The 24938-nt window shown below is 47.4% G+C and carries 20 protein-coding genes; 1 reads left to right on the forward strand and 19 read right to left on the reverse strand.

What is annotated here, in order from left to right; all coding sequences use genetic code 11:
- Positions 1-25: 25 nt before the first annotated feature.
- Both KNO92_RS05115 and KNO92_RS05120 read right to left on the reverse strand, forming a co-directional pair.
- Positions 26-1453, reverse strand: a complete 1428-nt coding sequence (locus KNO92_RS05115) for a RecQ family ATP-dependent DNA helicase (protein WP_353047390.1) — start codon at positions 1451-1453, stop codon at positions 26-28.
- Positions 1437-2459, reverse strand: coding sequence for a YpbB family protein (locus KNO92_RS05120; protein WP_214691854.1), 1023 nt, complete (start codon positions 2457-2459; stop codon positions 1437-1439). The genes KNO92_RS05115 and KNO92_RS05120 overlap by 17 nt, the downstream gene beginning before the upstream one ends.
- A 142-nt stretch (positions 2460-2601) precedes the next feature.
- Between KNO92_RS05120 and KNO92_RS05125 the strand changes: the two genes are divergently transcribed.
- Positions 2602-2850: a ferredoxin gene (locus KNO92_RS05125; RefSeq protein ID WP_074034651.1), complete on the forward strand. Its 249-nt coding sequence runs from the start codon at positions 2602-2604 to the stop codon at positions 2848-2850.
- A 159-nt stretch (positions 2851-3009) separates the two neighbouring features.
- Here the strand turns inward: KNO92_RS05125 and KNO92_RS05130 are convergent, their stop codons facing one another.
- The 17 genes from KNO92_RS05130 to infB form a co-directional block, all read right to left on the reverse strand.
- Positions 3010-3969, reverse strand: coding sequence for an ABC transporter permease (locus KNO92_RS05130; RefSeq protein ID WP_074034652.1), 960 nt, complete (start codon positions 3967-3969; stop codon positions 3010-3012).
- The gene (locus KNO92_RS05135; protein ID WP_214691853.1) at positions 3966-5030 is read right to left on the reverse strand and encodes an ABC transporter permease; all 1065 of its coding nucleotides are present in this window, start codon (positions 5028-5030) and stop codon (positions 3966-3968) included. Before KNO92_RS05135 ends, KNO92_RS05130 begins: the two co-directional genes overlap by 4 nt.
- Positions 5027-6553 (reverse strand): ABC transporter ATP-binding protein, encoded by a 1527-nt coding sequence (locus KNO92_RS05140; protein ID WP_214745406.1) that lies wholly within the window; start codon positions 6551-6553, stop codon positions 5027-5029. Before KNO92_RS05140 ends, KNO92_RS05135 begins: the two co-directional genes overlap by 4 nt.
- Positions 6554-6616: 63 nt before the next feature.
- Positions 6617-7705, reverse strand: coding sequence for a BMP family lipoprotein (locus KNO92_RS05145; protein WP_214693960.1), 1089 nt, complete (start codon positions 7703-7705; stop codon positions 6617-6619).
- Between the two features lie 130 nt (positions 7706-7835).
- Positions 7836-8555 carry a GntR family transcriptional regulator gene (locus KNO92_RS05150; protein ID WP_074034655.1) on the reverse strand — a complete coding sequence of 240 codons (720 nt, stop codon included), beginning with the start codon at positions 8553-8555 and terminating at the stop codon, positions 7836-7838.
- Positions 8556-8958: 403 nt separating this feature from the next.
- The gene (locus KNO92_RS05155) at positions 8959-11163 is read right to left on the reverse strand and encodes an FtsK/SpoIIIE family DNA translocase (RefSeq protein ID WP_214760321.1); all 2205 of its coding nucleotides are present in this window, start codon (positions 11161-11163) and stop codon (positions 8959-8961) included.
- A 62-nt stretch (positions 11164-11225) separates the two neighbouring features.
- A complete protein-coding gene (locus KNO92_RS05160) occupies positions 11226-12893 on the reverse strand; it encodes a ribonuclease J (RefSeq protein ID WP_074034657.1) in 1668 nt (555 codons plus the stop codon).
- Between the two features lie 94 nt (positions 12894-12987).
- Positions 12988-13626, reverse strand: a complete 639-nt coding sequence (locus KNO92_RS05165) for a M15 family metallopeptidase (RefSeq protein WP_353047391.1) — start codon at positions 13624-13626, stop codon at positions 12988-12990.
- Between the two features lie 11 nt (positions 13627-13637).
- Entirely contained in the window at positions 13638-14891 is a 1254-nt protein-coding gene (locus tag KNO92_RS05170) for a lipid II:glycine glycyltransferase FemX (RefSeq protein ID WP_214760322.1), read from the reverse strand.
- A 3-nt stretch (positions 14892-14894) separates the two neighbouring features.
- A complete protein-coding gene (locus tag KNO92_RS05175; RefSeq protein ID WP_251127072.1) occupies positions 14895-16388 on the reverse strand; it encodes a UDP-N-acetylmuramoyl-L-alanyl-D-glutamate--2,6-diaminopimelate ligase in 1494 nt (497 codons plus the stop codon).
- A 51-nt stretch (positions 16389-16439) separates the two neighbouring features.
- A complete protein-coding gene (locus KNO92_RS05180) occupies positions 16440-17657 on the reverse strand; it encodes a M16 family metallopeptidase (protein ID WP_214691848.1) in 1218 nt (405 codons plus the stop codon).
- 51 nt (positions 17658-17708) lie between these two features.
- The gene (pnp, locus tag KNO92_RS05185) at positions 17709-19925 is read right to left on the reverse strand and encodes a polyribonucleotide nucleotidyltransferase (RefSeq protein WP_214691847.1); all 2217 of its coding nucleotides are present in this window, start codon (positions 19923-19925) and stop codon (positions 17709-17711) included.
- A gap of 130 nt (positions 19926-20055) precedes the next feature.
- A complete protein-coding gene (rpsO, locus tag KNO92_RS05190; RefSeq protein WP_074034662.1) occupies positions 20056-20325 on the reverse strand; it encodes a 30S ribosomal protein S15 in 270 nt (89 codons plus the stop codon).
- Between the two features lie 124 nt (positions 20326-20449).
- Complete coding sequence (locus KNO92_RS05195) at positions 20450-21376, reverse strand: bifunctional riboflavin kinase/FAD synthetase (protein WP_214691846.1); 927 nt, start codon at positions 21374-21376, stop codon at positions 20450-20452.
- 16 nt (positions 21377-21392) lie between these two features.
- Entirely contained in the window at positions 21393-22307 is a 915-nt protein-coding gene (gene truB / locus KNO92_RS05200; RefSeq protein WP_251126857.1) for a tRNA pseudouridine(55) synthase TruB, read from the reverse strand.
- A gap of 42 nt (positions 22308-22349) precedes the next feature.
- On the reverse strand, positions 22350-22697 hold the full coding sequence (rbfA, locus tag KNO92_RS05205) for a 30S ribosome-binding factor RbfA (RefSeq protein ID WP_015881430.1): 348 nt from the start codon (positions 22695-22697) through the stop codon (positions 22350-22352).
- A gap of 18 nt (positions 22698-22715) precedes the next feature.
- The gene (gene infB / locus KNO92_RS05210) at positions 22716-24917 is read right to left on the reverse strand and encodes a translation initiation factor IF-2 (RefSeq protein ID WP_214691844.1); all 2202 of its coding nucleotides are present in this window, start codon (positions 24915-24917) and stop codon (positions 22716-22718) included.
- Positions 24918-24938: the final 21 nt, after the last annotated feature.

Consider the following 24938-nt stretch of genomic DNA (forward strand, 5'->3'; position numbering starts at 1 on the left):
CCTTTTTTATCATTTTACTATGATATTATTCAAAGGAAAAGATTTGCGTCAACCGTATTTTCCATTCTGTCACATTTTTTCGAACGATTTGCGGTGTCTCAGGAAACTCAATCGTCCCACACACATCACAACATTCCTCTTGGTCGATTGTCGGCTCCGAAAAATAACGGAGTAAATAATCGCGTCGGCACGTTCGGATAAGTGCATAATCCATCATCTGTCCGAGTTGACGATAGCGATCACGTTTTCTTTCTTTTACCCAATCGAGCGCCTCTTGAAGCGAGCGTTCAGACAGCATCTGCTTTAAAAGAAGGAATTTCGGGTCTTCTTCGTTCATCCTCAATAAGCGGGGTAATTGCGAAAGTGTCGTGCCATTTTCACACTCAAAGTATGCTAAGCGAATCTCTTCGTCTTTTGGATATTGACCATCAATCAAAAATTGTTGAATGCGTTCATCTCCATCCGCATAGAGGAGGACAGCAAACGCCGGCTCTCCATCACGACCTGCTCGTCCAATCTCCTGCATATACGCTTCCACCGTTGCAGGGATTTGATAGTGGATGACAGAACGGACGTTGTCTTTGTTCACACCCATCCCAAATGCACTTGTACACACCATGACCGACACTTCATTCCGTAAAAATTGAGATTGTACGAGTCGTCGGTCTTCCGTTGACATGCCGCCGTGATAAAACAACGCGTCCTCTAGTTCAAACGCCAATGCCTCGGCTTCTCGACGTGTCGCCGTATAGACGACTGCCGGTTTTGGAACATCTCGGACCAATTCTTTTAGCCGATCAAGTTTCTTCTCTTTTTCAAGTCGTTCGACCATCAATCGAATTTCTGGTCGATTCGCGGAATGGACGAACTGCTCAGGTGAAAAGAGTGCCAACTTTTCAATAATATCTTGCTTCACACTCTCCGGTGCCGTCGCCGTGACGGCCATGCACTGAGGACTCCCGATTTGTTTACGTAGTTCGCCTAAACGCGCATATTCCGGTCTGAACTCATGACCCCATTGTGAGATACAGTGCGCCTCGTCAATGACGAGCATTTGAATCTTCACGTTTGAGAGTGCGCGTGTAACGTACGGAACGGCCAACTGTTCGGGGGAGAGATATAAAAATCGATAACGTTTCAAGTGATTGATGATTTCTTGCTTTTCTTCAGAAGACTCCATCGACGTCAAACGTGCGACGCCACGTTCTCCCCGCTCTCGGATATGGAGCATTTGGTCTTCAATCAAGGAGAGGAGAGGCGAGACGATGACCGTCAATCCCCCGTTCTTGATGTACGAAGGGAGTTGAAACGTCAACGACTTCCCTGCCCCTGTCGGCATGACGGCTAATACATCTTGTCCCTCTACAACGGAGTGGATGATTTCATGCTGCCCAGGACGAAATGAATCATATCCGAACACGTGTTTCAATGTCGATTCATACAAATGTCTCACCTCGTTTCAACCTTGCGAACACAAGGCGTATTTGAAAGTAACTCACGTTGCCCATCTTTTCGAAGATAGGTTTCAAAGCCCAGCTCTCTGGGTCTCGCAGCTTCTCGATGGTGACGATATCGTCGCTCGGCACAAATTGATCGAGGGGAAAGGTGTCTAAATACATTGCCATCTCCACCACATGGTCCTCGATCGTACTCGTTCGTAGTCGTCGGCGAGACTGAACTTGTTGAAACGAATAGCCTTTGAGAAAGAGATCATACGATTCACGTGCCGAAAAGGTCATTCGCTCAGTCGACAACCCATAGGTGAAACCCCGAAGCTTCGCCTCTTTCGGTAATACCGTTAACAGTTCATTCCATCCTGCTAAAAAATAGAGGCGAGCCGTCTCTGCGTCGACATCAAGTAGACTGGCGATTTGTTCATAGGTCAGACCGGTCTCAAAGGCTCCCGTGAATCGATAGACGACCGCTGTCGCATATGGATCTCCAATAATGTCAAGTGCGTCCTCGATCTCATGATGGAATGTTTGCATAAGCACCTTCCAATCTCGATCAATCTGTAACAACTGTTTGACCCACTGTTCCGCGGGTCGATCGGCTTGAACGGGATAAAACGTCCTCTCATGTTCCCTTGACATGAATGTCTGGACAAAGAGGCTCAAACGTTTCCACGTCGTCGCATTATAATCACGGCGCTCTCCCCCTAAACGATTGAATAAATCCTTTACCGTTTCAGGTGAAGACAATAGGTTTCCCGCTTCTGTCAGTTTAAATTGTTTACGGTCCAACCATCCCCTCTTTTCAAACCCTTTTAACAAAGACTCATATGAGTACGTCGTTTGAGGAAATTGCCCAAAAACAGGCTCTAACTCATAAAAGAACGCGTCTTGTAACGTCGTGGCCGAGCGCTTTCCGTTCAAGACATGGAACAGGCTACGTTCACTCCGTTCCCCGTTTAATCGCTTAATGGCCAGCAGTAAAACTCCATCTGCTAAATGAACCAAGTCGTCACATCCTTAAAAAAATCATTATCCTACCAAAAAGACACTCGTTTCCTCATTGAAATAATTGGGTATGTAGACTACAATTACTCGTAGACAGTAGATTGATTTCTAAGAGAAACGAACCGTTTGGAGGGTTATTATCATGGCAAAATTTACTATCGTCGATAAAGATACATGTATCGCATGCGGAGCTTGTGGCGCAGCAGCACCAGATATTTATGATTACGATGATGAAGGTCTCGCATTCAACTTGATGGATGACAACACAGGTACTGTGGAAATCCCTGACGAGTTGTACGAAGACATGATGGATGCATTCGAAGGGTGCCCGACCGATTCAATCAAAGTGGCAGACGAATCGTTCGATGGCGATGCATTGAAGTACGAATAAACTTGCAAAGACATATTGGTCAAATGACCGATATGTCTTTTTTTGTTCACTTCTCCATCCTACTCTAATCATGACAGCTCTAGCCAAGTATAACAAAAAAGGTTGTTTGGCTTAAGTACCAAACAACCCTCCTAAAATGGACATATGTCCTATTCCGGATTAACGTTTTCCTTTAATATATGGAATACCGACCGACTTCGGTGCATCTGCACGACCGACGAGTCCAGCGAGTGCTAGAATCGTGAGTGCATAAGGTGCAATCAAAAGTAGAAGCTGCGGCACGTTATTGATGACAGGCAAATTGCTTCCGATAATCGATAACGCTTGGGCGAATCCAAAGAACAATCCAGCGCCGAGCGCTCCGAGTGGATTCCACTTCCCGAAGATCATTGCAGCAATCGCCAAGAACCCTTGACCAACGATTGTCGTTCCACTGAAGTTCGTCGTAACCGTGACGGCGTATACCGCTCCGGCAAGACCACCAAACGCACCAGAAAGCATGACGCCCATAAAGCGCATTTTCGTGACGTTGATCCCCATCGTGTCAGCTGCCATCGGGTGTTCTCCTACTGAGCGGAGACGAAGTCCGAACGGCGTCTTGAAGATAACGAACCAGACGACAAACGCTAAAGCGATGGCAACGAATGACGTGTATTGTACGTTAATGAAGAACATTTTTAATACCGGAATATCTGATAAAAACGGTACGTTCTCCTTCGCAATACGGTACTCGATAAAGTCAGTTTGACCTTTGTTGTAAAGCACACGCACAACGAAGATGGCGAGACCGATCGCAAGCATGTTGATCGCTACTCCAAGAACCGTTTGGTCTGCACGCCATAGGATGGCAGGGACAGCCAAGAAGAGCGAGAAGAGCGCACCGACTACCATCGCAACGAGCAAGGAGATCCATGGGCTAAATACACCGGCTCCTAAGTCTGTTAACGTGAGCGTAGTGATGATCCCTGTTGCGGCACCGATAATCATAATCCCTTCAAGGGCAATGTTAACGACACCAGAGCGCTCACTGAAGATTCCACCGAGTGCTGCGATAATGAGTGGAGTCGCATAGGCAAGTGCAACCGGTACGACGATATAGAGGACTTCTAAGAAGCTCATTTTTTCTCCACTCCTTTCTTACGATTTCCTTTAAGTTTCTCAATGACATAGTTGATGGCATAACCAGATGCCACAAAGATGACGATTGCTGCGATAATGACTTTGACAAGTTCAGACGGTACGTTCGCACCGAGCTGCATCGCCAATCCACCGATGTTCAATCCAGCAAATAGAATCGCTGCGAGAATGACACCGATCGCTGTGTTGGCACCAAGAAGGGCTACTGCGATCCCGTCAAAACCGACACCTGTGAACGATGCGGAAAGCGTCATACTACCGAACGTCCCGAGACCTTCCATCGCACCAGCGAGACCTGCAAACATCCCTGAGATGACAAACGAAAGGACGATGTTACGGTCAACGCTCATCCCTGCATATTGAGAGGCGTGTTTGTTGAATCCGACTGCACGCAACTCATAACCGAGTGTCGTACGTTGAAGAATGTAGTAGTACACAATTGCCGCGAGTACTGCAACGAGGACACCCCAGTGAAGACGTGAGTACGTCGTCAACTCTTGCAACCACGGTGACGCAAGCGATGCCGATTCATTGATTGAGTCAGTACGTTCGTTCGTTACGCCAATGACGCTACGCAAAATCGCGTTCGTCGTGTAAAGCGCGATATAGTTCATCATGATGGATGTGATGACTTCGTGGACGTAAAACTTCGCTTTCAAGAATCCAGGAACGAACGCCCAGAGTGCTGCCGCGACCATCGCCGCGAGAAGTGCAAGCGGTAAATGGATGAACATCGGCAAATCGAAGTTGATCCCTACATATACAGCTGCTACCCATCCGATCAATACTTGACCTTCTACCCCGATGTTGAATAGCCCCGTCCGGAATGCGAAGGCAACCGCGAGACCTGAGAAGATGAGAGGTGCTGCTGCTCGTAGCGTCTCCCCAACGGCATATGGGCTTCCAAACATCCCTTCAAACAAGGAGATAAAGCCTTGAATCGGGTCGTATCCACCAATCAACATGACGATGGCTCCGACGAGAAGTCCTAAAATGATGGATAGGAATGGAATGAGAAGTTGATTTAAACTTAATTTTTTCATTCTTTGTCGTCCCCTCTCTGACCGCCGGCCATCAAGAAGCCAAGCTCTTGTTCCGTCGTCTCTTTCGGATCACGAATTCCTACGATTTTTCCTTCATAAAGAACGGCGATCCGGTCGGATACGTGCAAAATCTCATCAAGTTCGAACGAAATAAGCAAGACGGCACGGCCTTTTTCACGTTCTTTGACGAGTTGTTCGTGAATGAATTCAATCGCACCGACATCAAGACCACGCGTCGGCTGTGCTGCGATGAGTAAATCAGGTGAACGATCGACCTCACGGGCAATGATTGCTTTCTGTTGGTTACCACCAGAAAGGGCACGAGCCGGAACGTCGATGGATGGAGTTCGGACGTCAAACTTCTCAATCAACGCCTTCGCTTTTTCTGCCACTGCTTTATAATTCATGAGTCCTCGTTTCGAGAACGGTTCTTTGTAGTACGTTTGAAGAACCATATTGTCACGAATCGAGTAGTCAAGGACGAGACCATGTTTATGACGGTCCTGTGGAATGTGTCCGATTCCAGCTTCCGTCATTTTACGCGGTGTATGACCCGTCACGTCTTTTCCGTTGAGCAAAACTTTACCCGACTCCGGTTTTTTAAGTCCCGAGATCGCTTCAATTAGTTCTGTCTGACCGTTGCCGTCGATTCCGGCAATCCCGAGTACTTCTCCAGCACGAATCTGAAGGTCCAATCCTTCGACGACCTTCAAACCACGGCTGTCTTTGACGACAAGTCCTTGAACGTCGAGAACGACTTGTTGCGGGTCGGCTTTCGAATACTCTGCATCGAAATTGACTTCTCGCCCGACCATCATTTCAGCAAGACTATCTTCGTTAACCGTCTCATCCACTTCAACGGTACCGATATAACGTCCACGGCGAATGACTGTGCAACGGTCTGCGACTTGCATAATTTCCTTCAGCTTGTGCGTGATCAAGATGATCGACTTACCTTCAGCAATCAGACGTTTCATAATTTGGATAAGTTCTTGAATCTCTTGTGGTGTCAACACTGCCGTCGGTTCATCGAAGATCAAAATATCTGCCCCGCGATAGAGCGTCTTCAAGATTTCTACACGCTGTTGCATGCCGACTGAAATATCTTCAATCTTGGCGTCTGGATCAATCTTAAGCCCATACTGTTCTGAAATATCCATGACCTTTTTACGGGCTGTCGCACGGTCAATCGTCACACCGCTCTTTGGCTCTAGTCCAAGGATGATGTTCTCAGTGACTGTGAATTTTTCAACAAGCATAAAGTGCTGGTGGACCATCCCGATCCCAAGTTCGTTGGCGATGTTCGGGTTTTCAATATCCACTTTTTTCCCATGCACACGAATCTCCCCGCCTTCAGGCTGATAGAGACCGAATAACACGTTCATGAGCGTCGACTTCCCCGCCCCGTTCTCTCCGAGAAGCGCATGGATTTCTCCTTTGCGCAATTGGAGTGTGATATTGTCGTTCGCAACGAACGTACCGAACTCTTTGCGAATATTTAGCATTTCAATTACATATTCCAAGGAAGTTCACCCCTAACTTTAAGTAAAGGGAGACCACATGGGTCCCCCCTTCACTCAAATGAATTATTTTACGTTTTTCATGAACTCTTCGAACTCAGCGTCAGTTGCTGGTGCAGTGAGTTCTCCGTCAACCAATTGTGTACGATATTCTTCAACTTTATCGAGAATTTCTTGTGAAACGTGCTTGTCAGAAGTTTCTGCGATACCGACACCGTCATCTTTCAAACCGAACTCGATGATTTCGCCGCCTGGGAATTCTCCGTCCATCGTCTGTTTCGATACGTCATAAGTAGCTGTATCTACACGTTTGACCATTGAAGTCAACGTAACGTCTTCTGGAAGACCTTCTTCGTACTGGTCACGGTCAACCCCGATTACCCAAACTTCTTCGCCGTTCTTCTTACGGTTTTTCGCTTCTGTGAATACCCCTACACCTGTACCACCAGCTGCGTGATAGATGATGTCCGATCCAGAACCGTACATACCTGAAGCGATTGCTGTTCCTTTTTCAGCCGAGTTGAAGTCTTCTGCATACTTCACGTCGATTGTTGCTTCTGGGTTAACAGCCATGACACCAGCTTTAAATCCATTTTCAAACTTCTTGATCAAGTCTGATTCTACTCCACCGATGAAACCAACTTTGTCAGTTGTTGTCGTGAGACCGGCAATGACACCAACGAGGAATGAACCTTCTTGCTCTTTGAACGTGATTGAAGCAACGTTCGGAGCGTCAACAACCATATCAACGATTGCGAAGTTGTTGTCAGGGAACTGCTCAGCAACTTTTTGTACGTCTTCAGCCATCAAGAAGCCGATACCGTAGATCAAGTTGAAGTTGTCACGAGCCAATTGTTGCAAGTTTGGCTGGTAGTCCGCTTGTTTAGCTGATTGAAGGTATTTGTATCCTTCGTTTTCAGTCAAGTTATTGTCTTCACCGAATTTCGTGAGACCTTCCCAAGCAGATTGGTTGAATGATTTGTCATCAACACCGCCAGTATCTGTAACCATTGCTACTTTAAAGTCGCCGCCCTCGCCGCCTTCGCCGTTTGAAGATGAGCCGCCTTCGTTGTCATCTCCACCGCATGCTGCGAGTACTGTAGAGAGTGTGAGTCCTGCTGCTAAAGCTGAGAGAATCGTTTTCTTTTTGTTCATCATCGTCGTGTTTCCCCTTTCGGTTCATAACAAATTTTGTTGTCATGTTATCAGTAGTCTTTACACCGGTATAAGAAAGCGCTTTCACGCTATTCCCCAAAAATAACTCTTCCGTTAAAAAACTGTTCGGTTACACTCGTTTACGTACGACATGGAAGTCGAATCGATCAGCTCGGAAAAAGTTGGCCGAATCGAGTAATGGTAAATCACTCTCATCGTAATGCAATTGTTTTAAAGCGAGTAACGGTTGGTCCGTCTGAAGTTGTGACGAAATTTCAGAGCTGACACTCGGTTCGATGTGCGTGATTGCGTATGCGACTCGACGTCCTACCTCTTTTTCGAGAGAGTCAAACAGAGACTTCCCTTCAGTCAATGCCTCAGGATTCGAGACGAGATGGGCCGGCACTTTGTCGACACAATAAACGACCGGTGTGTCATCCGCATATCGAATTCGAACAATCCGATAAATCGGTGAGTTCGGCTCAATCTTGAGACGCTCGGCTTCTCTCTCTGTTGCCAACACTTTCTCGGCCACCAATACTTTCGTTCCTGGTGTCATTTTTGCGCGTGTGATCATATCAGTGACACTGAACAATTCTTCAATTCCTGACGTGAATGGCGGTTTAGAACTAATAAATGTCCCTACTCCATGTTTTCGCACGACAAATTTCTCATCTTCGAGAATTCTTAACGCTTCACGAAGTGTCGCTCGACTTACTCCGAGTTGCTTTGAAAGCTCGAACTCTGAAGGTAACTTCTCACCTTCACGATAGACACCAGCGTCGATATCTTGCTTAATTTTCTCAATCACTCGAAGATAGAGCAATCGATGATCGAGCTTAATCGACATTGGCCTCACCACCTTTAATTTACTTACCAGTGCTCAGACATCTGACGTATGAATGTCCTTGCCAATATTAAGTATAGGGATTCGAGAATTAGAACGCAATAGTTTTTGTTCGGAATCAAGGAAATATTTTAAAAAACTATCTCCAACCGTACCTCTGAGTCCATTTTACCCATTTCGATTCAGTTTGAAAAACTTTTGTAAAATGTAAACGTTATTAAAAAATGTAAGCGTTTCAGTCGTTTTTAAAAGTATGTACTAATAAACGTTATAGGACATATGTGCTATATTACATTTATATTATAACGAACCTCTCTGATTTGCGCGAATATTTCCATATCGTAGAAAAAGGAATAAAAAACGAACGATTGTATATTTAGATACACAATCGTTCGTTTTTAAAATTTTATTCATCTTGTTCATGAATTAATACTTTCCGTGGTTTCGAACCTTCTGACGGACCTACGTATCCCGCCTCTTCAAGCGAGTCAATCAAACGCGCTGCCCGATTATAACCAATTCGAAATCTTCGTTGAATCATCGAGGTCGAAGCCGTTTCCTGGGTAACGATGAATTGAATGACTTCTCCGAACAATGAATCGTCCGAGTCAATCGTCGTCACTTCTTCTTCTTTCGGCATCATCGCTTCTACGTACTGCGCACGTTGCTGTGCGATGACGTGATTGACGACCGTTTCGACCTCTTGATCGGAGACAAACGCTCCTTGGACACGCACCGGCTTGTTCATCCCATTAGCAAGCATGAGCATATCGCCACGCCCAAGCAGTTTTTCCGCTCCTCCTCCATCCAAAATCGTCCGGGAATCGGTTTGTGATGAGACTGCAAATGCGATGCGAGATGGTATGTTTGCTTTGATGACCCCTGTAATGACGTCAACCGACGGACGTTGTGTCGCCAGTACCATATGAATCCCGGCAGCCCGTGCCATTTGGGCGAGTCGCATGATGGCGTCCTCAACGTCATTTGAAGCGACCATCATCAAATCTGCCAACTCATCGACAATGACGACGATGAATGGTAGACGTTTAGCATCCTCATCATCGGACTTGTCGACGAGTTCATTGTATCCTTCAATGTTACGGACACCATATCGACTGAACAGCTCATATCGTCTTTCCATCTCGGCGACGACTTGTTTCAATGCCTGAGCCGCCTTTTTCGGATCTGTGACAACCGGTGTCAACAGATGCGGCACACCATTATAAACATTGAGTTCGACCATTTTTGGGTCAATCATCATGAGACGGACCTCATCCGGTCGAGAACGCATCAAGATGGATACAATCATCCCGTTGATACAGACAGATTTACCGGAACCTGTCGATCCTGCCACGAGTAAGTGCGGCATTTTGTTTAGTGAGATGCCGACAGTCTCGCCACTAATGCTTCGTCCGAGTGCAACGAGCAGTTTTGAATCGTCTTGTTTCACTGGGTCTGCCTCAAGCACTTCACGTAGACAGACTGGAGCGACTTCCTGGTTCGGTACCTCGATACCAATCGCCGCCTTGCCTGGTATCGGTGCTTCGATTCGAATATCTTTCGCGGCAAGCGCAAGTGCGAGATCATCACTAAGCGATGTGATTCGACTGACCTTCACACCGATGTCCGGCTGTAACTCATACTTCGTGACCGTCGGACCAAGGTGAATTTTCAATACTTTCACCCCTACACCAAACGACTTTAACGTCTTCACTAACTTAGCTGCATTCTCTTTCAAACGCGCATTTTCCCCAGATAAATCGGTGATTACCGGTTCCTTCAGATTCGTGAAAGGCGGGAGCTCATACGTATCCGAGACGTCTTGCGCCGCGGTCATCATCATCTCCTCGGTCGAGATCGATTCATCCGTTTCCGTAGACGGCTCCGTTTTAGGCTCCTCTTTTTTCTCCGCGACAACTTTCTCACTGAATCCGACGATTGGGATGTCATTCATCGTGACCACATCTGATTCTGACTCCACCTCTAAATCGGCTTCTGCCAGCATCGGCTCAGGCGATGGTTTTCGCGACCGCTTCGGTTCTTGATTTTGCTTGTTGTCTTGTTTTTTTTCTGCTTTCGGTCTCGATTGCCATTCTTTTTTCACGGCCATTACGGATTCCTCTAGGCGATGATAGATGGTTCCCCAAATCGTTGGGACATAGAGGGAAACACCGAGGATAAAACAGACGATGCCTAAAAAGATGAGACCAAAATCAGAAAATAAGTATTGGTTTAAGCCATAAAGCGCACCGTTGACCCCACCGCGCTCATCTCCCCAAAGTAAATCTCCAAACAGTAGAAATGAGGCGGTCATACTGAGCAGTCCTGCTCGCTCCATCGGCTTCATCGGTTTTAATACAATCCATAACATGATGGCAATCATCAAATAGGTGAGCGCACCCCAGCCACCAAACAGGTATTCCGACAAGTCAGATAGTTGCCGACCAATCCATCCAAAATCGAATAAGGCAAATACGAATGCGACGATGGAAAGAACGAAAATTCCCCATCCATATGTACGTGGCGCAATCGGCTGCTTTTTCCGTTTTCTCGTGTTGCGCGTTGTTGGTCGCTTCCGCTTCACGGGTGTTTTTCTCGTTTTTTGAGCCACTTTTAGTTCCTCCTAAAAAAAGAAGGCAAAAGTCAGATGACTTTTGCCTCACTCTCATTCCATTAAATCTCCATGATGATCGGCAAGATCATCGGACGACGTTTCGTCTGCTCGAATAAGAAGACGCTAAGTCGCTCGCGGATATTTGATTTCAATTCGGTCCAATCACTGCCAGCTTGCAGACTCTTTTCAATCTGTTTCGTGACAATACGGTTTGCCTCTGAAATCATTTCTTCCGATTCGCGCATATACACGAATCCACGGGAGATGAGTTCAGGTCCTGAAATCAATTTCTTCTGTTTCCGATTCAATGTGACCACGCAAAGCACGACCCCATCTTGTGACAACAAACGACGGTCTCGTAAGACGATGTTCCCGACGTCACCGACGCCAATCCCATCAATCAATACATTACCTGCAGGAACTTTTCGGCTCATCCGGGCTTTTCGACCAGTGAACTCGACGACATCTCCTTTTTCGACGATGAAGATGTTGTTCGGTTTGACACCTACTTGTTCAGCGAGTTTTGAGTGTGCCATTTGCATCCGGTATTCCCCGTGAATCGGTAAGAAGTATTTTGGTTTGACGAGGTTGAGCATTAACTTCAACTCTTCAGCCGACCCGTGTCCAGATACGTGGACTTTACGTTGGTTGTAAATGACGTTTGCCCCAGAACGGAACAATAGATCAATCGTTTTCGAAACCGACTTTTCATTCCCTGGAATCGGTGTCGCCGCAATGACAACTGTGTCATTCAAACGAATGTTCACTTGCTTATGCGCGTTACGTGCCATACGAGTCAACGCAGCCATCGGCTCACCTTGAGACCCTGTCGTCAAGATGACGACTTTGTTATCAGGAAGACGATTCACTTGCGACAACTCGACGAGCGTCTTCGCTTTGAAACGTAAGTAGTTTAATTTTTGTGCGACTTCGACGATATTGACCATACTGCGGCCAACGACCGCGACTTTACGGTCATTCGCTTCTGCGGCTGCAAAGACTTGCTGTAAGCGATGGACGTTCGACGCGAATGACGCTACGATGACACGACCTTCGGCTTGATAAATCACATCGTTCAATTCAGCACCGACAATCGATTCTGAACCAGTCTGACCCGGACGCTCTGCGTTTGTCGAATCAGAAAGTAACGCGAGTACACCGCGCTGTCCAATCGCTGCTAATTTATTGAAATCGGATTGTTTCCCATCGACTGGCGTATAATCAAACTTGAAATCTCCGGTATGGACGATCGCACCTTGAGATGTTTGAATACAAACACCGACACAGTCGGGAATCGAGTGATTGACGCGGAAGAACGTGACGAGATGATCAGCGATAGTCAATTTCGTTTTGGCATCAATCATGCGAAGGTCGACTTCTTTCAACAAACCGGCCTCTTTTAATTTCAGTTCAATTAACCCGAGAGTCAATTTTGTCCCGTATACCGGAACGTGTTTTAAATCGCGTAAGACGTAGCTGAGTCCACCAATGTGGTCTTCGTGACCGTGTGTGATGAAAATCGCTCGGACGCGATCCTTGTTTTCTTTTAAATAAGTGATGTCTGGGATGACGATATCAATCCCGAGCATCTCATCGCCTGGAAACATGAGACCGGCATCGATGACGAAGATGTCGTCGTCTAGCTCCACGACGTACATGTTCTTTCCGATTTCGCCTACGCCTCCAAGCGCAAAGACGCTAATATTCTCTGTCTTCTTTTTTGACACTAACAAAAACCTCCTAAATGTTTCATATTCTGTTTCGTCCCTTATCGCTACTGAATATTGTATCGGAAAACGGCTTCATTGCCAACATTTCCGTTCAATCTAGTAGAGGTTTTAGTGTATCCGCAAGCGGTGCGACCGCTTCTTTATCTGGGCGTTTCCCTGCGTCGAGTTGTCGGATGGACAAGCCAAAGTCCATCTGGAGGTGCGGATAGTCAGGGAATGAGTTCCAGTCCCCACCCCATTCGAAACCGAGCGCCTTCCCTAATTCTCCGAGCTCTTGCCAATCTGGTACATCATTGCGATTACGGTCCGTACTTAAATCGTAGTCCGTTTTGTTTTCATGGATGATGACAAAATCGACTGCAAGTCCATAATTATGATAGCTCTGACCCGCTTTTGCATTCGTCACGACTTGCCCGGGTTCAGACCGGCCTTGCGCATATAATGCATTTTGCTCTTTCGCTGAACGATATCCTGACGTCAGTCGAACTTCGAGACCGAGACAAGAATGTGCCAAGCGCACGAAGGTCGCTCCCCGTTCCGCAACTTGCGGATGAAGGCGGTCGAAGTCAATATTGGTTCTTGCCAAAATAGTACTTTCTGCCTCTACGTTTCGCACACACATGTCCGCTTCAAACGTCGGCTCATCCACCCACGGTACAGGTTGTGGTTGCATATAAAAGTAAGCCAGCACTATCCCAATCAAGAAGGCGACCATCGCAAGTGATAACACGCCGGTCCACCTCATCTTCTTAACCGTTTACGCAGTCCTTTAAGGATTGGTAATCCTTTTTCAAGTGCCATATAGAGTGGACGATTCAAGACGAGGTCGAACTCTCCGACTTTCTCAATCATGTCACTCCCCCATCCGGACTTGAAGGCATAGAGACCCGCGTATTCATCATCTGGGTCTGTGCTGCCTGAGACACCGCCGAAGTCATATCGTTCGGCTCCACTCTCTTTCGCCGCTTGCATCATCGTCCACTGCATCAAATGGTTCGGCATGAACTCACGGAATTCATTCGATGAGGCACCATATAAGTAATATGAACGTCGTCCCGCAAGTGTCAATAGCCCACCTGACAACACAATCCCATCCGGATAAGTCTTGTTCAGTTCGATGAGCTCAGGTAACGCCTGCTCAGCTTTTTGAATTTGTGCCACCGTCTGTTCTTTACGATTAAGAAGGCTTGTCCGTTTCTTTTCGACCGTTTCCTTCTCTAATCCACGTTCAATCTTTTCCAACTCTTTTTTTGCTTTTTCAAGCGTCGCTTGTTGCTGCTCGAGCGCAATTTTCGGTTCGAGCTTTGTCAAAAAGAGTCGCGCATCGTTCGGTTGGAGACAATCATATAGATTCTCAAAATAATCGAGACCTCGAATGGCAAACCCATCACGTTCTCCCGTCACTTTCATGAGGTCGGCAAACGTTTTTAATCCGTCTCGCCCGACTTCTTTACAGACGATTCCTTTTTTCTCCGCTAACCGGACGTTATAACGGAATTTATGATGGAATTTCGCAAAGATTTCTTTTTCACTCGGACGTAAATCTGTCTCCATCGTGAAACGAGGTTGTGCATAGTCAAAGCCACCCCCGTACCCTTTATGATGAAATCCAACGGCTTCCATTTCCGTCAAGAGGCCCGGGATCTCATCGCGGTCGATGTTTGGATCGATTTTGATGACAATCGCTTTGTGATTAGCAGCGACTCGCTTCGCTTCTTTTACAAGTGCCTGGAGAGACGCCACATCATCATAATCCACCACAAATCCGCGTGGTGCATAACATAGCGTATATGGTAATTTCGGAACTCGCTTAAATAACAGTAACGCCGCACCGGTCGTTAAACCGTCACGGGCAACTGCAACGCGCTCCGACGTCCATCCGTTCTGTCGTTTTACATCTCCCCAACTTGATAGTTGTAATAAATCACCACGATCATGTGCTTTGACGAAGTCGTCATGTTCTTTTTCTGTCAACGTAACTGGTTGTACTGCCATAAATCATGCTTCCTCCGTATTCAAAATGGTCGATCGGACAATCGCCTCTTCGTCGAGTGGCAATTTTTCGTTTCCGATAATTTGATATTTTTCGTGCCCTTTTCCTGCTAACACGATGATATTATCCGATTTGGCTAAACTTGCCGCGTAACGGACTGCTTCTTCCCGGTCGCCGATCTCCACATAGTTATCATGCGTCATTCCGGCCGCAATCCCTTTCGTGATGGATTCATACGCTTCGAAACGCGGGTCGTCCGTTGTAATAATGACTGTCCCAGCGTAAGTCGATGCCATCTCACCCATTGCCGGACGTTTTGTCACGTCACGGTTTCCGCCCGTACCGATTAAAAAGACAATCTTCTCTTTCGGTACACCGACGAGCGATTTCAAACATTGTTCGATGCCATCCGGTGTATGTGCATAGTCTGCGTATACGTTGTACCCAGGCACGTCTAGGCGCTGCATGCGTCCTTTGGCCGGATGAATCATTTCAAGCGCTCTAGCGATTTGCTCCAATGAGTATCCTGCTGCGAGGAGGCAACCTGTCGCCAGCAATAAATTATACACGTTAAAACGACCGATAAACTGTACGGTCACCGGTAGGCGTGTGCCTTGATAGTTCAACACAAAGCTCGTTTGAGACAACGTCTGTTCAATCTCTGACGCCATCAAATCGGCCGTCGTGTCGATTCCATATGTCAACACTTTAGCGCCTGTCATCGTCTCATAGAGAGCGCTCTGTGCATCATCCGCATTCAAGACGGCTACCTTCCCACGTGATGCCATTTGACCGAGTTGAGCGAACAACAATCCCTTTGCGCGGGCATAATTTTCAAACGTCCCATGAAAATCGAGATGATCATGCGTCAAATTCGTAAATCCGACAATATCAAAATCCGTACCGATGACACGACCGAGTTCGAGACCGTGCGAAGAGACTTCCATCATGACGTCCGTCACACCCTCATCACGCATTTGTGCCAGTAGTTGTTGCAGTTCTGAGCTTTGAGGTGTCGTATTCTTGCTCGGTACGACCTTGTCATTGATTCGTACCTCGACGGTGCCAATCAGGCCAGTCGAGTGTCCGAGGACGTCTAGGACATCCCGTAAAATCGTGGTCGTCGTCGTTTTACCATTCGTTCCAGTGATTCCGAACAGTCGCATCTGTTCAGAAGGATACGCATAAAACGCCGAAGCTAAAAGACCGACCGAGCGAGAACTATCGCGCACAATCAAGTTCGGAACCGATAGTTCGAGCGGTCGTTCACTGACAACCGCTACTGCCCCTCGTTCCACTGCTTGAGTCGCATATTCATGTCCATCGACCGTGTAGCCTTTAATGGCGACAAACAACGTCCCCGGGACAACTTCCCGAGAATCGGTTGTCACGTGAGTCACCACGATGCCTTCAAGATTTGGTTGGTTAATGAGTTGTATCGTCTTCACTAAGTCCGTTAAGTTCAAGTCTTTCCCTTCTTTCACCTGTATCCTATCCAAACTAAAGAATACCTCTTAATCAGTGTAGAGAACTTACAATTCGGTTTCAAGTCACGCTTCGTTTGGGAGGACATATGACTTCGCTGGCTGATGTGTCAATACTTCACGAATCAACGCATTGACCTCATCACGCTTGATTTTCTCCACTTTTTGAATCACTTGTTCAATCGGCTCTACTTCATCAAGTAGTAACAAGTTCCGACCATTCCGATTCATCCGTGCGCTCGAGCTTTCATTCCCGAGAACGAGCGAACCTTTCAATTGGCGTTTCCCTTTATCGACTTCTTCATCCGTCAATCCTTCTTCGAACAAACGCTTCAATTCTCTTTCTAGAATGACTTCGACTTGATTCAACGTGTCTGGAGATGTTCCGACATAGATTGTAAACGTCCCATGATCGGCGAACGTCGTATAGTATGAGTAAATCGAGTAGGCCAATCCTTCTTCTTCACGAATCGATTGAAATAACCGTGAGGACATCGTTGCACCGATGGCGTTGTTCATCAGTGCTAAGTGCGGTAAACGATCATCCATTGCCGAGATGGCTTCATAGTTCCAACAGAGATGTGCTTGCTCTGTCTCCTTACGTTTCGTCAACGTATCATGGAACAGTTCTGGTTGATTGAGTTCTTTCGACGATTCCCTAGAAGGGATGTTGGCAAACCTACGTTTCACTGCCTCCATCAACTCTTCAGAGACATGTCCTGCGATGGAGACGACGATTTCTTCTGCCACGTAACGTTCTTGTAAATAATCGACGAGTTGGTCGCGTGTCAATCGATTGACGCTCTCCTCCGTTCCAAGGATTGGTTGTGCGAGGATATCGTCACGATATGCCGCAACTGCCAATAGCTCATGTACGAGATCTTCAGGCGTATCCTCATACATTTTGATTTCTTCCACGACGACACGTTTCTCTTTTTCGAGTTCTGTCTCATCGAGTACCGAGTCAAACAACATGTCTGTCAAGACGTCGAGCGCCATGACCGCATGTTCGTCGAGCGTCTTCACGTAAAAACAAGTATGGTCTTTTGAGGTGAAGGCATTGACGCTTCCACCAAGTTCATCGAAAAAGGAAGCGATTTCTTTCGCGTTTTTCGTCGATGTTCCTTTAAATAACATGTGTTCAATCAAATGACTGATTCCGATGTTTTCAAATGACTCTGTTCGTGTCCCTGCTTTAATAAATACACCGGTCGACGTACTGCGAGAACCTTCAATCGGTTCGATGATGACGCGGATACCGTTTTGTAGTGTCATCCATTCCATATTCTCACTCCTATGAAAAAGGCCATCGCACCAAGACGATGGCCAGAATAATTAATTTGTCGAGCGCGGCGGACGACGGTCCCCGTCACGACGTGGCGGACGGCCTTCACGAGGTGGACGGCTTTCACGTGCAGCCTTCCGTTTCGCTTCATACGCTTCACGCTCTTCAGGAGATAATCCTTCTAAGATGAGCGCTTTATGCGATGCGTTGACACGACCTTTATCATCGATTTCCGTGACTTTAACTTGAATCGTATCACCGAGCTTCACAACGTCTTCAACGTTTGCGACACGCTCGAGACTGAATTCTGAAACGTGTACGAGTGCATCTTTTCCTTTGAAAAGTTCGACGAACGCGCCAAACTTCTCGATGCGGCGTACCGTTGCATCAAATACTTCACCGACTACGACTTCGCGAACGATGTCCCCGATCATCTTCATGGCAAGATCAATGCCTTCTTGGTCTGTCGAGGCGATGAACACCGTACCATCTTGTTCGATGTCAATCTTGACGCCTGTTTGGTCGATGATGCTATTGATCATCTTACCACCTGGTCCAATCACATCGCGGATCTTGTCCGGATTGATTGTCATCGTCACAATCTTCGGTGCATATTTCGACAATTGTGTGCGTGGTGTGTCTAATGTTTCAAGCATATGGTCAAGGATGTGTAGACGACCGACACGTGCCTGTTCAAGCGCTTCTTCTAAGATTTCACGCGTGATTCCAGCAATCTTGATATCCATTTGAAGGGCCGTAATCCCATCTTTCGTTCCGGCAACTTTGAAGTCCATGTCACCGAGGTGATCTTCGAGTCCTTGAATATCTGTCAAGACCGTGTAATGCTCCCCTTCCATGATGAGACCCATGGCAATCCCAGCGACCGGCGCTTTGATTGGTACACCTGCATCCATCAAGGCAAGCGTCGAGCCACAGATTGAAGCTTGTGAACTTGAGCCGTTTGATTCAAGTACTTCCGAGACGAGACGAATCGTATACGGGAAGTCTGCTTCTTTCGGAATGATTGGCAAGAGTGCGCGCTCACCGAGTGCCCCGTGACCAATCTCGCGACGACCTGGTGCGCGGACTGGACGTGCTTCTCCGACCGAGAACGGTGGGAAGTTGTAATGGTGCATGAAGCGCTTGTTCTCTTCTAAGCCGATTCCGTCGATGATTTGCGCATCACCGATGACACCGAGTGTTGCGACCGACATGACTTGTGTTTGACCACGTGTGAAGAGACCGACACCGTGTGCACGTGGAAGCAATCCGACTTCTGATGCGAGCGGACGGATGACATCCGGGCGACGACCGTCTGGACGGACTTTGTCGACCGTGATCAAGCGACGGACTTCATCTTTGACAAATTTGTTCAAGATGCCTGAAACTTCTCCAAGTTTCGACGGCTCATCAGCAAGGCGCTCTTCATACATCGCCACGTATTTCGCAATCACTTCGTTGATCGCTTCATCGCGGGCATGTTTCTCTTCCACTTGAACCGCTTCAACGATTTCAGGACGAGCTGCTTCAAGTTCTGCTGTGAGTGCCTCATCGTATTTCGAGACCGTATATTCAAACTTCGGTTTGCCGACTGCATCAACAATCTCTTGTTGGAACGCAATCAAACGTTTGATTTCTTCATGCCCAAACAAGATCGACTCAAGCATGACATCTTCTGGCACTTCATTCGCGCCAGCTTCAACCATGTTGATGGCAGTCGATGTACCTGCAACTTGAAGCTCAAGATCCGTTTTCTCCATTTGAGCCGTCGTTGGGTTAACAACGAATTCGCCGTCAACACGTCCGACCGTCACACCTGCGATTGGACCGTCAAATGGTACATCTGAAATCGAAAGTGCGATTGACGTTCCAAGCATACCCGCCATCTCCGCCGAGCAGTCTGGATCGTTCGACATGACATAAATCATGACTTGAATGTCATGACGGAATCCATCTGGGAAGAGTGGACGAATCGGACGGTCGATGAGACGTGATGTCAAAATCGCATTTTCCCCCGGACGTCCTTCACGGCGAAGGAATCCTCCTGGAATTTTACCTACCGAGTAAAGTTTTTCCTCATAGTTGACCGTCAATGGGAAAAAGTCTAAATCTTTTGGTGCTTTTGAAGCCGTTACTGTCGCAAGGACGACCGTGTCACCATAGCGAACGAGCGCCGAGCCATTTGCTTGCTTCGCAAGTTGACCGACCTCTACAGACAATGGGCGTCCGCCCCACTCTGTAGAGAATACTTGTTTCGTACCTAACATGTACATTCTCCTCTCAAACCTTATCTAGTTTATTATGTAACTCTATCTTACGAATGTCTAATCATTTTCCTCTTAACAAACAAGAAACGGACTAGGACGTTGTCCCAGCCCGTTAAACAGTCTCGATCGATTAACGACGGAGACCGAGGCGTTGAATCAATTCACGGTAGCGCGTAACGTCCTTGTTACGAAGGTACGTAAGCAAGTTACGACGACGTCCAACCATTTTCAAGAGACCGCGACGTGAGTGGTGGTCTTTCTTGTGTGTACGAAGGTGAGCGTTCAATGTGTTGATTTGTTCAGTCAACACTGCCACTTGTACTTCCGGTGAACCAGTGTCACCTTGTTTAGTCGCGTATTCCGCGATAATTTCGTTTTTACGTTCTTTTGAGAGTGCCATTGCCTCTCCACCTCCATTTAATTAAAAATTGCCGCGTTGCCGAGCCGGCGTTGGTGAATCGACCAGCCAAGCGAAACGGTGTACTTTGCGTACTTGACAAGGATAGCGTAACCGCAACCGAAAGTCAAGATAGGATTGAGCGTGCCGATACCTCATCCTGTTTCAGTTGAGCGACCAATGCATCTAACCCATCGAACGCTCGCTCGTTACGAATATACTGAACCCACTCGATCTCGATCACTTGCCCGTACAAATCCTCCGAAAAGTCAAAGAGATGACTTTCGACAGAGACTGCTCCCGTCTCATAGAACGTCGGACGACGCCCGACGTTGGTCATCGCCTCGAACGTCCGACCATCAGGGAGCGTGACACGTGTCGCATACACGCCGAGTCGTGGCATGACATATGAAGCGTCCATCAACACGTTTGCTGTCGGGAACCCGATTGTACGCCCTCTCGCATCTCCGTGAATGACTTCACCGCAGATGACATAAGGAGCACCGAGTAACTCTTGAGCCGCGTCGACGTGGCCTTCAGCTAATAATTTACGAATTCGCGTCGATGATACCTTTTCTCCATTCATCGTCTGTTCTGTAACAATGGACGTCGTGAACTGATCGCGAGAATGGTATGGGAGTGTCTCCATCGTCCCTTCACCGAACTTGCCGTACGAGTAATCAAATCCTGCCGTCACGTGTACGGCTCCAGCAGCAATCAAATAATCGTCGACAAACTGTTGAGGAGATAATCCAGCCAACTCTTTCGTAAAGGTCAAGACGAGACATCGCTCGACCCCGAGCGCTTCGATTCGTTTCAATTTTCGGGATAGCGGCGTGATATAACGGACCGCGTCGGATTTGTTTGAGAGTACTTGTTTCGGGTGTGGGTCGAACGTGACGACCGTCACCGGAAGGTTATGCTCCGCTGCAACACGCTTCGCATGATTGATCACGGCTTGATGCCCTTTATGAACACCGTCAAAAAAACCGAGTACCATGACCGATGGATACAGGTCAGGCGTTTCTGGATAGGTGAGATGTCTTGTTTCCATACTGTCAATTTCCCCCTTAGTCGATGGCCAGCATGACCTCGACTGTAGCGTCTGTCGTTCCATCTTGTCTTCGATATAAAGCAAGAGGGATTCCTTCTTCATTATAGACAGTAAATAACTCAAATTCGAGCGAAACGCCGTTCAGCTTGCCACCATTCCGAATATACCGCTCTCGATTCTTTGGAATCGTGATGGCTGGCCAACGTTTGATGACCTCTTCGAGTGGGATGACATGCGCCATTCGTTCTTCGACCGTCTCTAATGCCTGTAACTGTTCGAGGGATATAGCGTTCGCTTCTTCGAAAGAGCCGGAGCTCGTGCGTCTCAGTTCGCTCATATGGGCAGGGTAACCGAGCTTCTCACCGATTTGTACAGCGAGTGTACGAATGTACGTCCCTTTTCCGCAATCGATTTCCATTTGGAAACGACATACTCCTTCTTCAAACGTTAACTCGCTCGTCCGCTCCAGACGGTGAATCTCGACCATCCGACGGGGGCGTTCTACGGTTTGGCCTTTGCGGGCGTACTCATACAGTTTCTTCCCATTGACCTTGACCGCTGAATAATAAGGTGGAATCTGTTCAATCGTTCCGACCAATTGTCGCATCGCTTCATCAATCTGTGACTCGACCAACTCATTCGGTGTGACTGTCTTCTGTTCTACGACCTCGCCATGAGCGTCCTCGGTCATAGTGGCCGTCCCGATTGTCACCTCGGCCACGTAACACTTGCCCTCATCCGTGATAAAACGAGATAACTTCGTGGCACGTCCTAAACAGATTGGTAATACGCCTGTCACTTCCGGGTCAAGCGTGCCCGTATGACCCACTTTTTTCGTTTGAAACAACTTTCGTAACTTGAACACGCAGTCATGACTCGTCATGCCTCGGTCCTTATCGAGTACAAGCACTCCGTTCGGTTCCAACTTCATCCCTCCATACAAAAAAGGGAGAACGATGTCTCCCCTTTCAAATTATTGGTCTTTGTTCAAATCACGAATCAATGAATCGATATGGCTACCATATGCGACCGAAGAATCGTATTCAAACGAGATTTCTGGTGTTTTACGAAGACGGATGCGGTTCCCGATTTCGCGACGGATAAATCCTTTCGCTTTGTCGAGACCTGCTTGCGTTTCTGCTTTCACATCTTCCTCATCACCGAGCACCGTATAGTAGACCGTTGCTTGTTGTAAGTCCCCTGTCACATCAACGCTTGTAATTGTAGCGTTCTTTGTACGTGGGTCACTCACTTCCCGTAACAAGACGTCTGTAATCTCTTTACGCATTTGCTCGGCAACACGTTGGGCACGAATTTTCATACGTGATCCCTCCTCACATTATTTACGTTCGACTTCTTTCATGACGAACGCTTCAATAACATCTTCTACTTTGATGTCATCAAATTTCTCTACTTTAATCCCACACTCATAACCAGTCGCAACTTCTTTTACATCATCTTTGAAGCGGCGAAGCGTATCGAGCTTGCCTTCATATACGACGATTCCGTTACGAATGACACGGACACCAGCGTCACGTGTGATTTTACCTTCAGTCACATAACAACCTGCAATCGTACCGACTTTCGATACTTTGAAGACGTCACGGACTTCGACTTGACCAGTGATCTCTTCGACGAACTCAGGGTCAAGCATCCCTTTCATCGCGCTCTCGATTTCTTCGATCGCGTTGTAGATGATGCGGTGGAGACGCATTTCAACATTTTCCTGTTCAGCCATCGAACGAGCGTTACCGTCAGGACGTACGTTGAAACCGATGATGACGGCGTTCGCAGCTGATGCGAGAATGACGTCACCTTCTGTGATGGCACCGACACCTTGGTGAACGATGTTAACTTTGACGCCTTCGACATCAATCTTGCGGAGTGAACCAGCCAATGCTTCAGCTGAACCTTGTACGTCTGCTTTAATGATGACGTTCAAGTCTTTCACTTCACCTTCTTGAATACGGCTGAACAAATCGTCAAGGCTGACTTTCGCTGATTCACGGCGTTGTGACTCGAGGTAACGTTGGTAACGTTTTTCCCCGATTGCACGTGCTTTCTTCTCATCTTCAAACACGATGAACTGATCACCGGCTTGTGGAACATCGTTCAAACCTGTGATTTCAATCGGTGTAGATGGACCGACTTGTTTCACACGACGACCGATGTCGTTGACCATTGCACGGACGCGACCGAACGTGCTACCGACAACGATTGGGTCACCGATACGAAGCGTACCGTGTTGAACGAGAAGCGTTGCAACAGGTCCACGACCTTTGTCGAGTTTTGCTTCGATGACTGATCCACGAGCTGGCATGTCTGGCGTCGACTTGTATTCTTCGACTTCAGATACGAGAAGAATCATCTCGAGCAACTCATCGATTCCTTCACCTTTAATCGCAGAGATCGGAACGAAAATCGTTTCGCCGCCCCACTCTTCCGGAATGAGACCGAACTCAGTCAACTCTTGTTTGACACGGTCAGGGTTTGCCCCTTCTTTGTCCATTTTGTTGACCGCAACGATGATTGGAACGTTCGCTGCTTTTGCGTGCGAAATCGCTTCCTCTGTTTGTGGCATGACGCCATCGTCAGCCGCAACGACGATAATGGCGATATCTGTCACTTCCGCACCACGTGCACGCATCGTTGTGAACGCCGCGTGACCTGGCGTATCGAGGAATGTGATTTTCTTGTCGTTTACAGACACTTGGTACGCACCGATATGCTGCGTGATTCCACCCGCTTCTCCTGCAACGACTTTCGTGTTACGAATCGAGTCAAGAAGTGTCGTTTTACCGTGGTCAACGTGACCCATGATTGTAACGACCGCTGGGCGCTCTTCAAGATCATATTGTGAGAAGTCAATCTCAACTGTTTCGAAGTCTGTCTCATCGACGACGACTTCTTTTTCTACTTCAAAACCAAACTCTGAAGCGAGCAACTCGATTGTTTCGTCATCGAGTGTCTGGTTGATTGTCGCCATCACACCAAGGCCCATCAACTTCATGATGATTTCGTTTGGTTTTTTGTTCATTTTCTCTGCGAGGTCAGAGACACTGAGCACATCCTCATACTTGATGACGTTCCCCATCTCTGCTTCTTGAGCGAGACGAGCCGCTTTACGCTGACTTGTCTTCGAATTTGGATCGGCTTCTTGTGGCACGGCCGCTTTTACCGGCTTGCCTTTACCTTTCCCTTTTCCACGTTTTTTATTGCGTGGATCGTTGTTACGGTTGTCGTTACGATTTTGACCACCGCGGTTGTTTTGACCGCCACGGTTTTGTTGCGTCGCTTGCGGACGTGACTGTTCTTTTTTCTCTTGTTTCGGCTCGTTCGAAGTTGAAGTCGCTTTCGCTTCAGCTTGCTTCTCAGCACGATATTTTTCTGGATTGAACACACGGTCCAACTGTTTGACTGTCTCATCATCGAGGACGGCCATGTGGTTTTTCACCGGTTTGTTCAATTTTTCTAATTGAGTAATGACTTGCTTACTCGTTACATTCTGTTCTTTTGCAAATTCATAGACGCGTTTTCCCAAAGCATCCACCTCCGTTAATAG

The organism is Exiguobacterium sp. s129 (genome assembly GCF_018617585.1).
In the GTDB taxonomy this organism is placed as follows: domain Bacteria; phylum Bacillota; class Bacilli; order Exiguobacteriales; family Exiguobacteriaceae; genus Exiguobacterium; species Exiguobacterium aestuarii_A.

What these genes read in the sequence shown, in the direction of transcription:
- rbfA (WP_015881430.1), bottom strand. Translation starts at nt 22,697, where the DNA reads ATGAAAATTCGTGCCCAACGTGTTGCCGAGCAAATGCGTAAAGAGATT.
- pnp (WP_214691847.1), bottom strand. Translation starts at nt 19,925, where the DNA reads ATGTTAGGTACGAAACAAGTATTCTCTACAGAGTGGGGCGGACGCCCA.
- KNO92_RS05180 (WP_214691848.1), bottom strand. Translation starts at nt 17,657, where the DNA reads ATGGAATGGATGACACTACAAAACGGTATCCGCGTCATCATCGAACCG.
- KNO92_RS05150 (WP_074034655.1), bottom strand. Translation starts at nt 8,555, where the DNA reads ATGTCGATTAAGCTCGATCATCGATTGCTCTATCTTCGAGTGATTGAG.
- KNO92_RS05125 (WP_074034651.1), top strand. Translation starts at nt 2,602, where the DNA reads ATGGCAAAATTTACTATCGTCGATAAAGATACATGTATCGCATGCGGA.
- truB (WP_251126857.1), bottom strand. Translation starts at nt 22,307, where the DNA reads ATGAAGTTGGAACCGAACGGAGTGCTTGTACTCGATAAGGACCGAGGC.
- rpsO (WP_074034662.1), bottom strand. Translation starts at nt 20,325, where the DNA reads ATGGCACTCTCAAAAGAACGTAAAAACGAAATTATCGCGGAATACGCG.
- KNO92_RS05195 (WP_214691846.1), bottom strand. Translation starts at nt 21,376, where the DNA reads ATGGAAACAAGACATCTCACCTATCCAGAAACGCCTGACCTGTATCCA.
- KNO92_RS05130 (WP_074034652.1), bottom strand. Translation starts at nt 3,969, where the DNA reads ATGAGCTTCTTAGAAGTCCTCTATATCGTCGTACCGGTTGCACTTGCC.
- KNO92_RS05145 (WP_214693960.1), bottom strand. Translation starts at nt 7,705, where the DNA reads ATGAACAAAAAGAAAACGATTCTCTCAGCTTTAGCAGCAGGACTCACA.
- KNO92_RS05135 (WP_214691853.1), bottom strand. Translation starts at nt 5,030, where the DNA reads ATGAAAAAATTAAGTTTAAATCAACTTCTCATTCCATTCCTATCCATC.
- KNO92_RS05170 (WP_214760322.1), bottom strand. Translation starts at nt 14,891, where the DNA reads ATGGCAGTACAACCAGTTACGTTGACAGAAAAAGAACATGACGACTTC.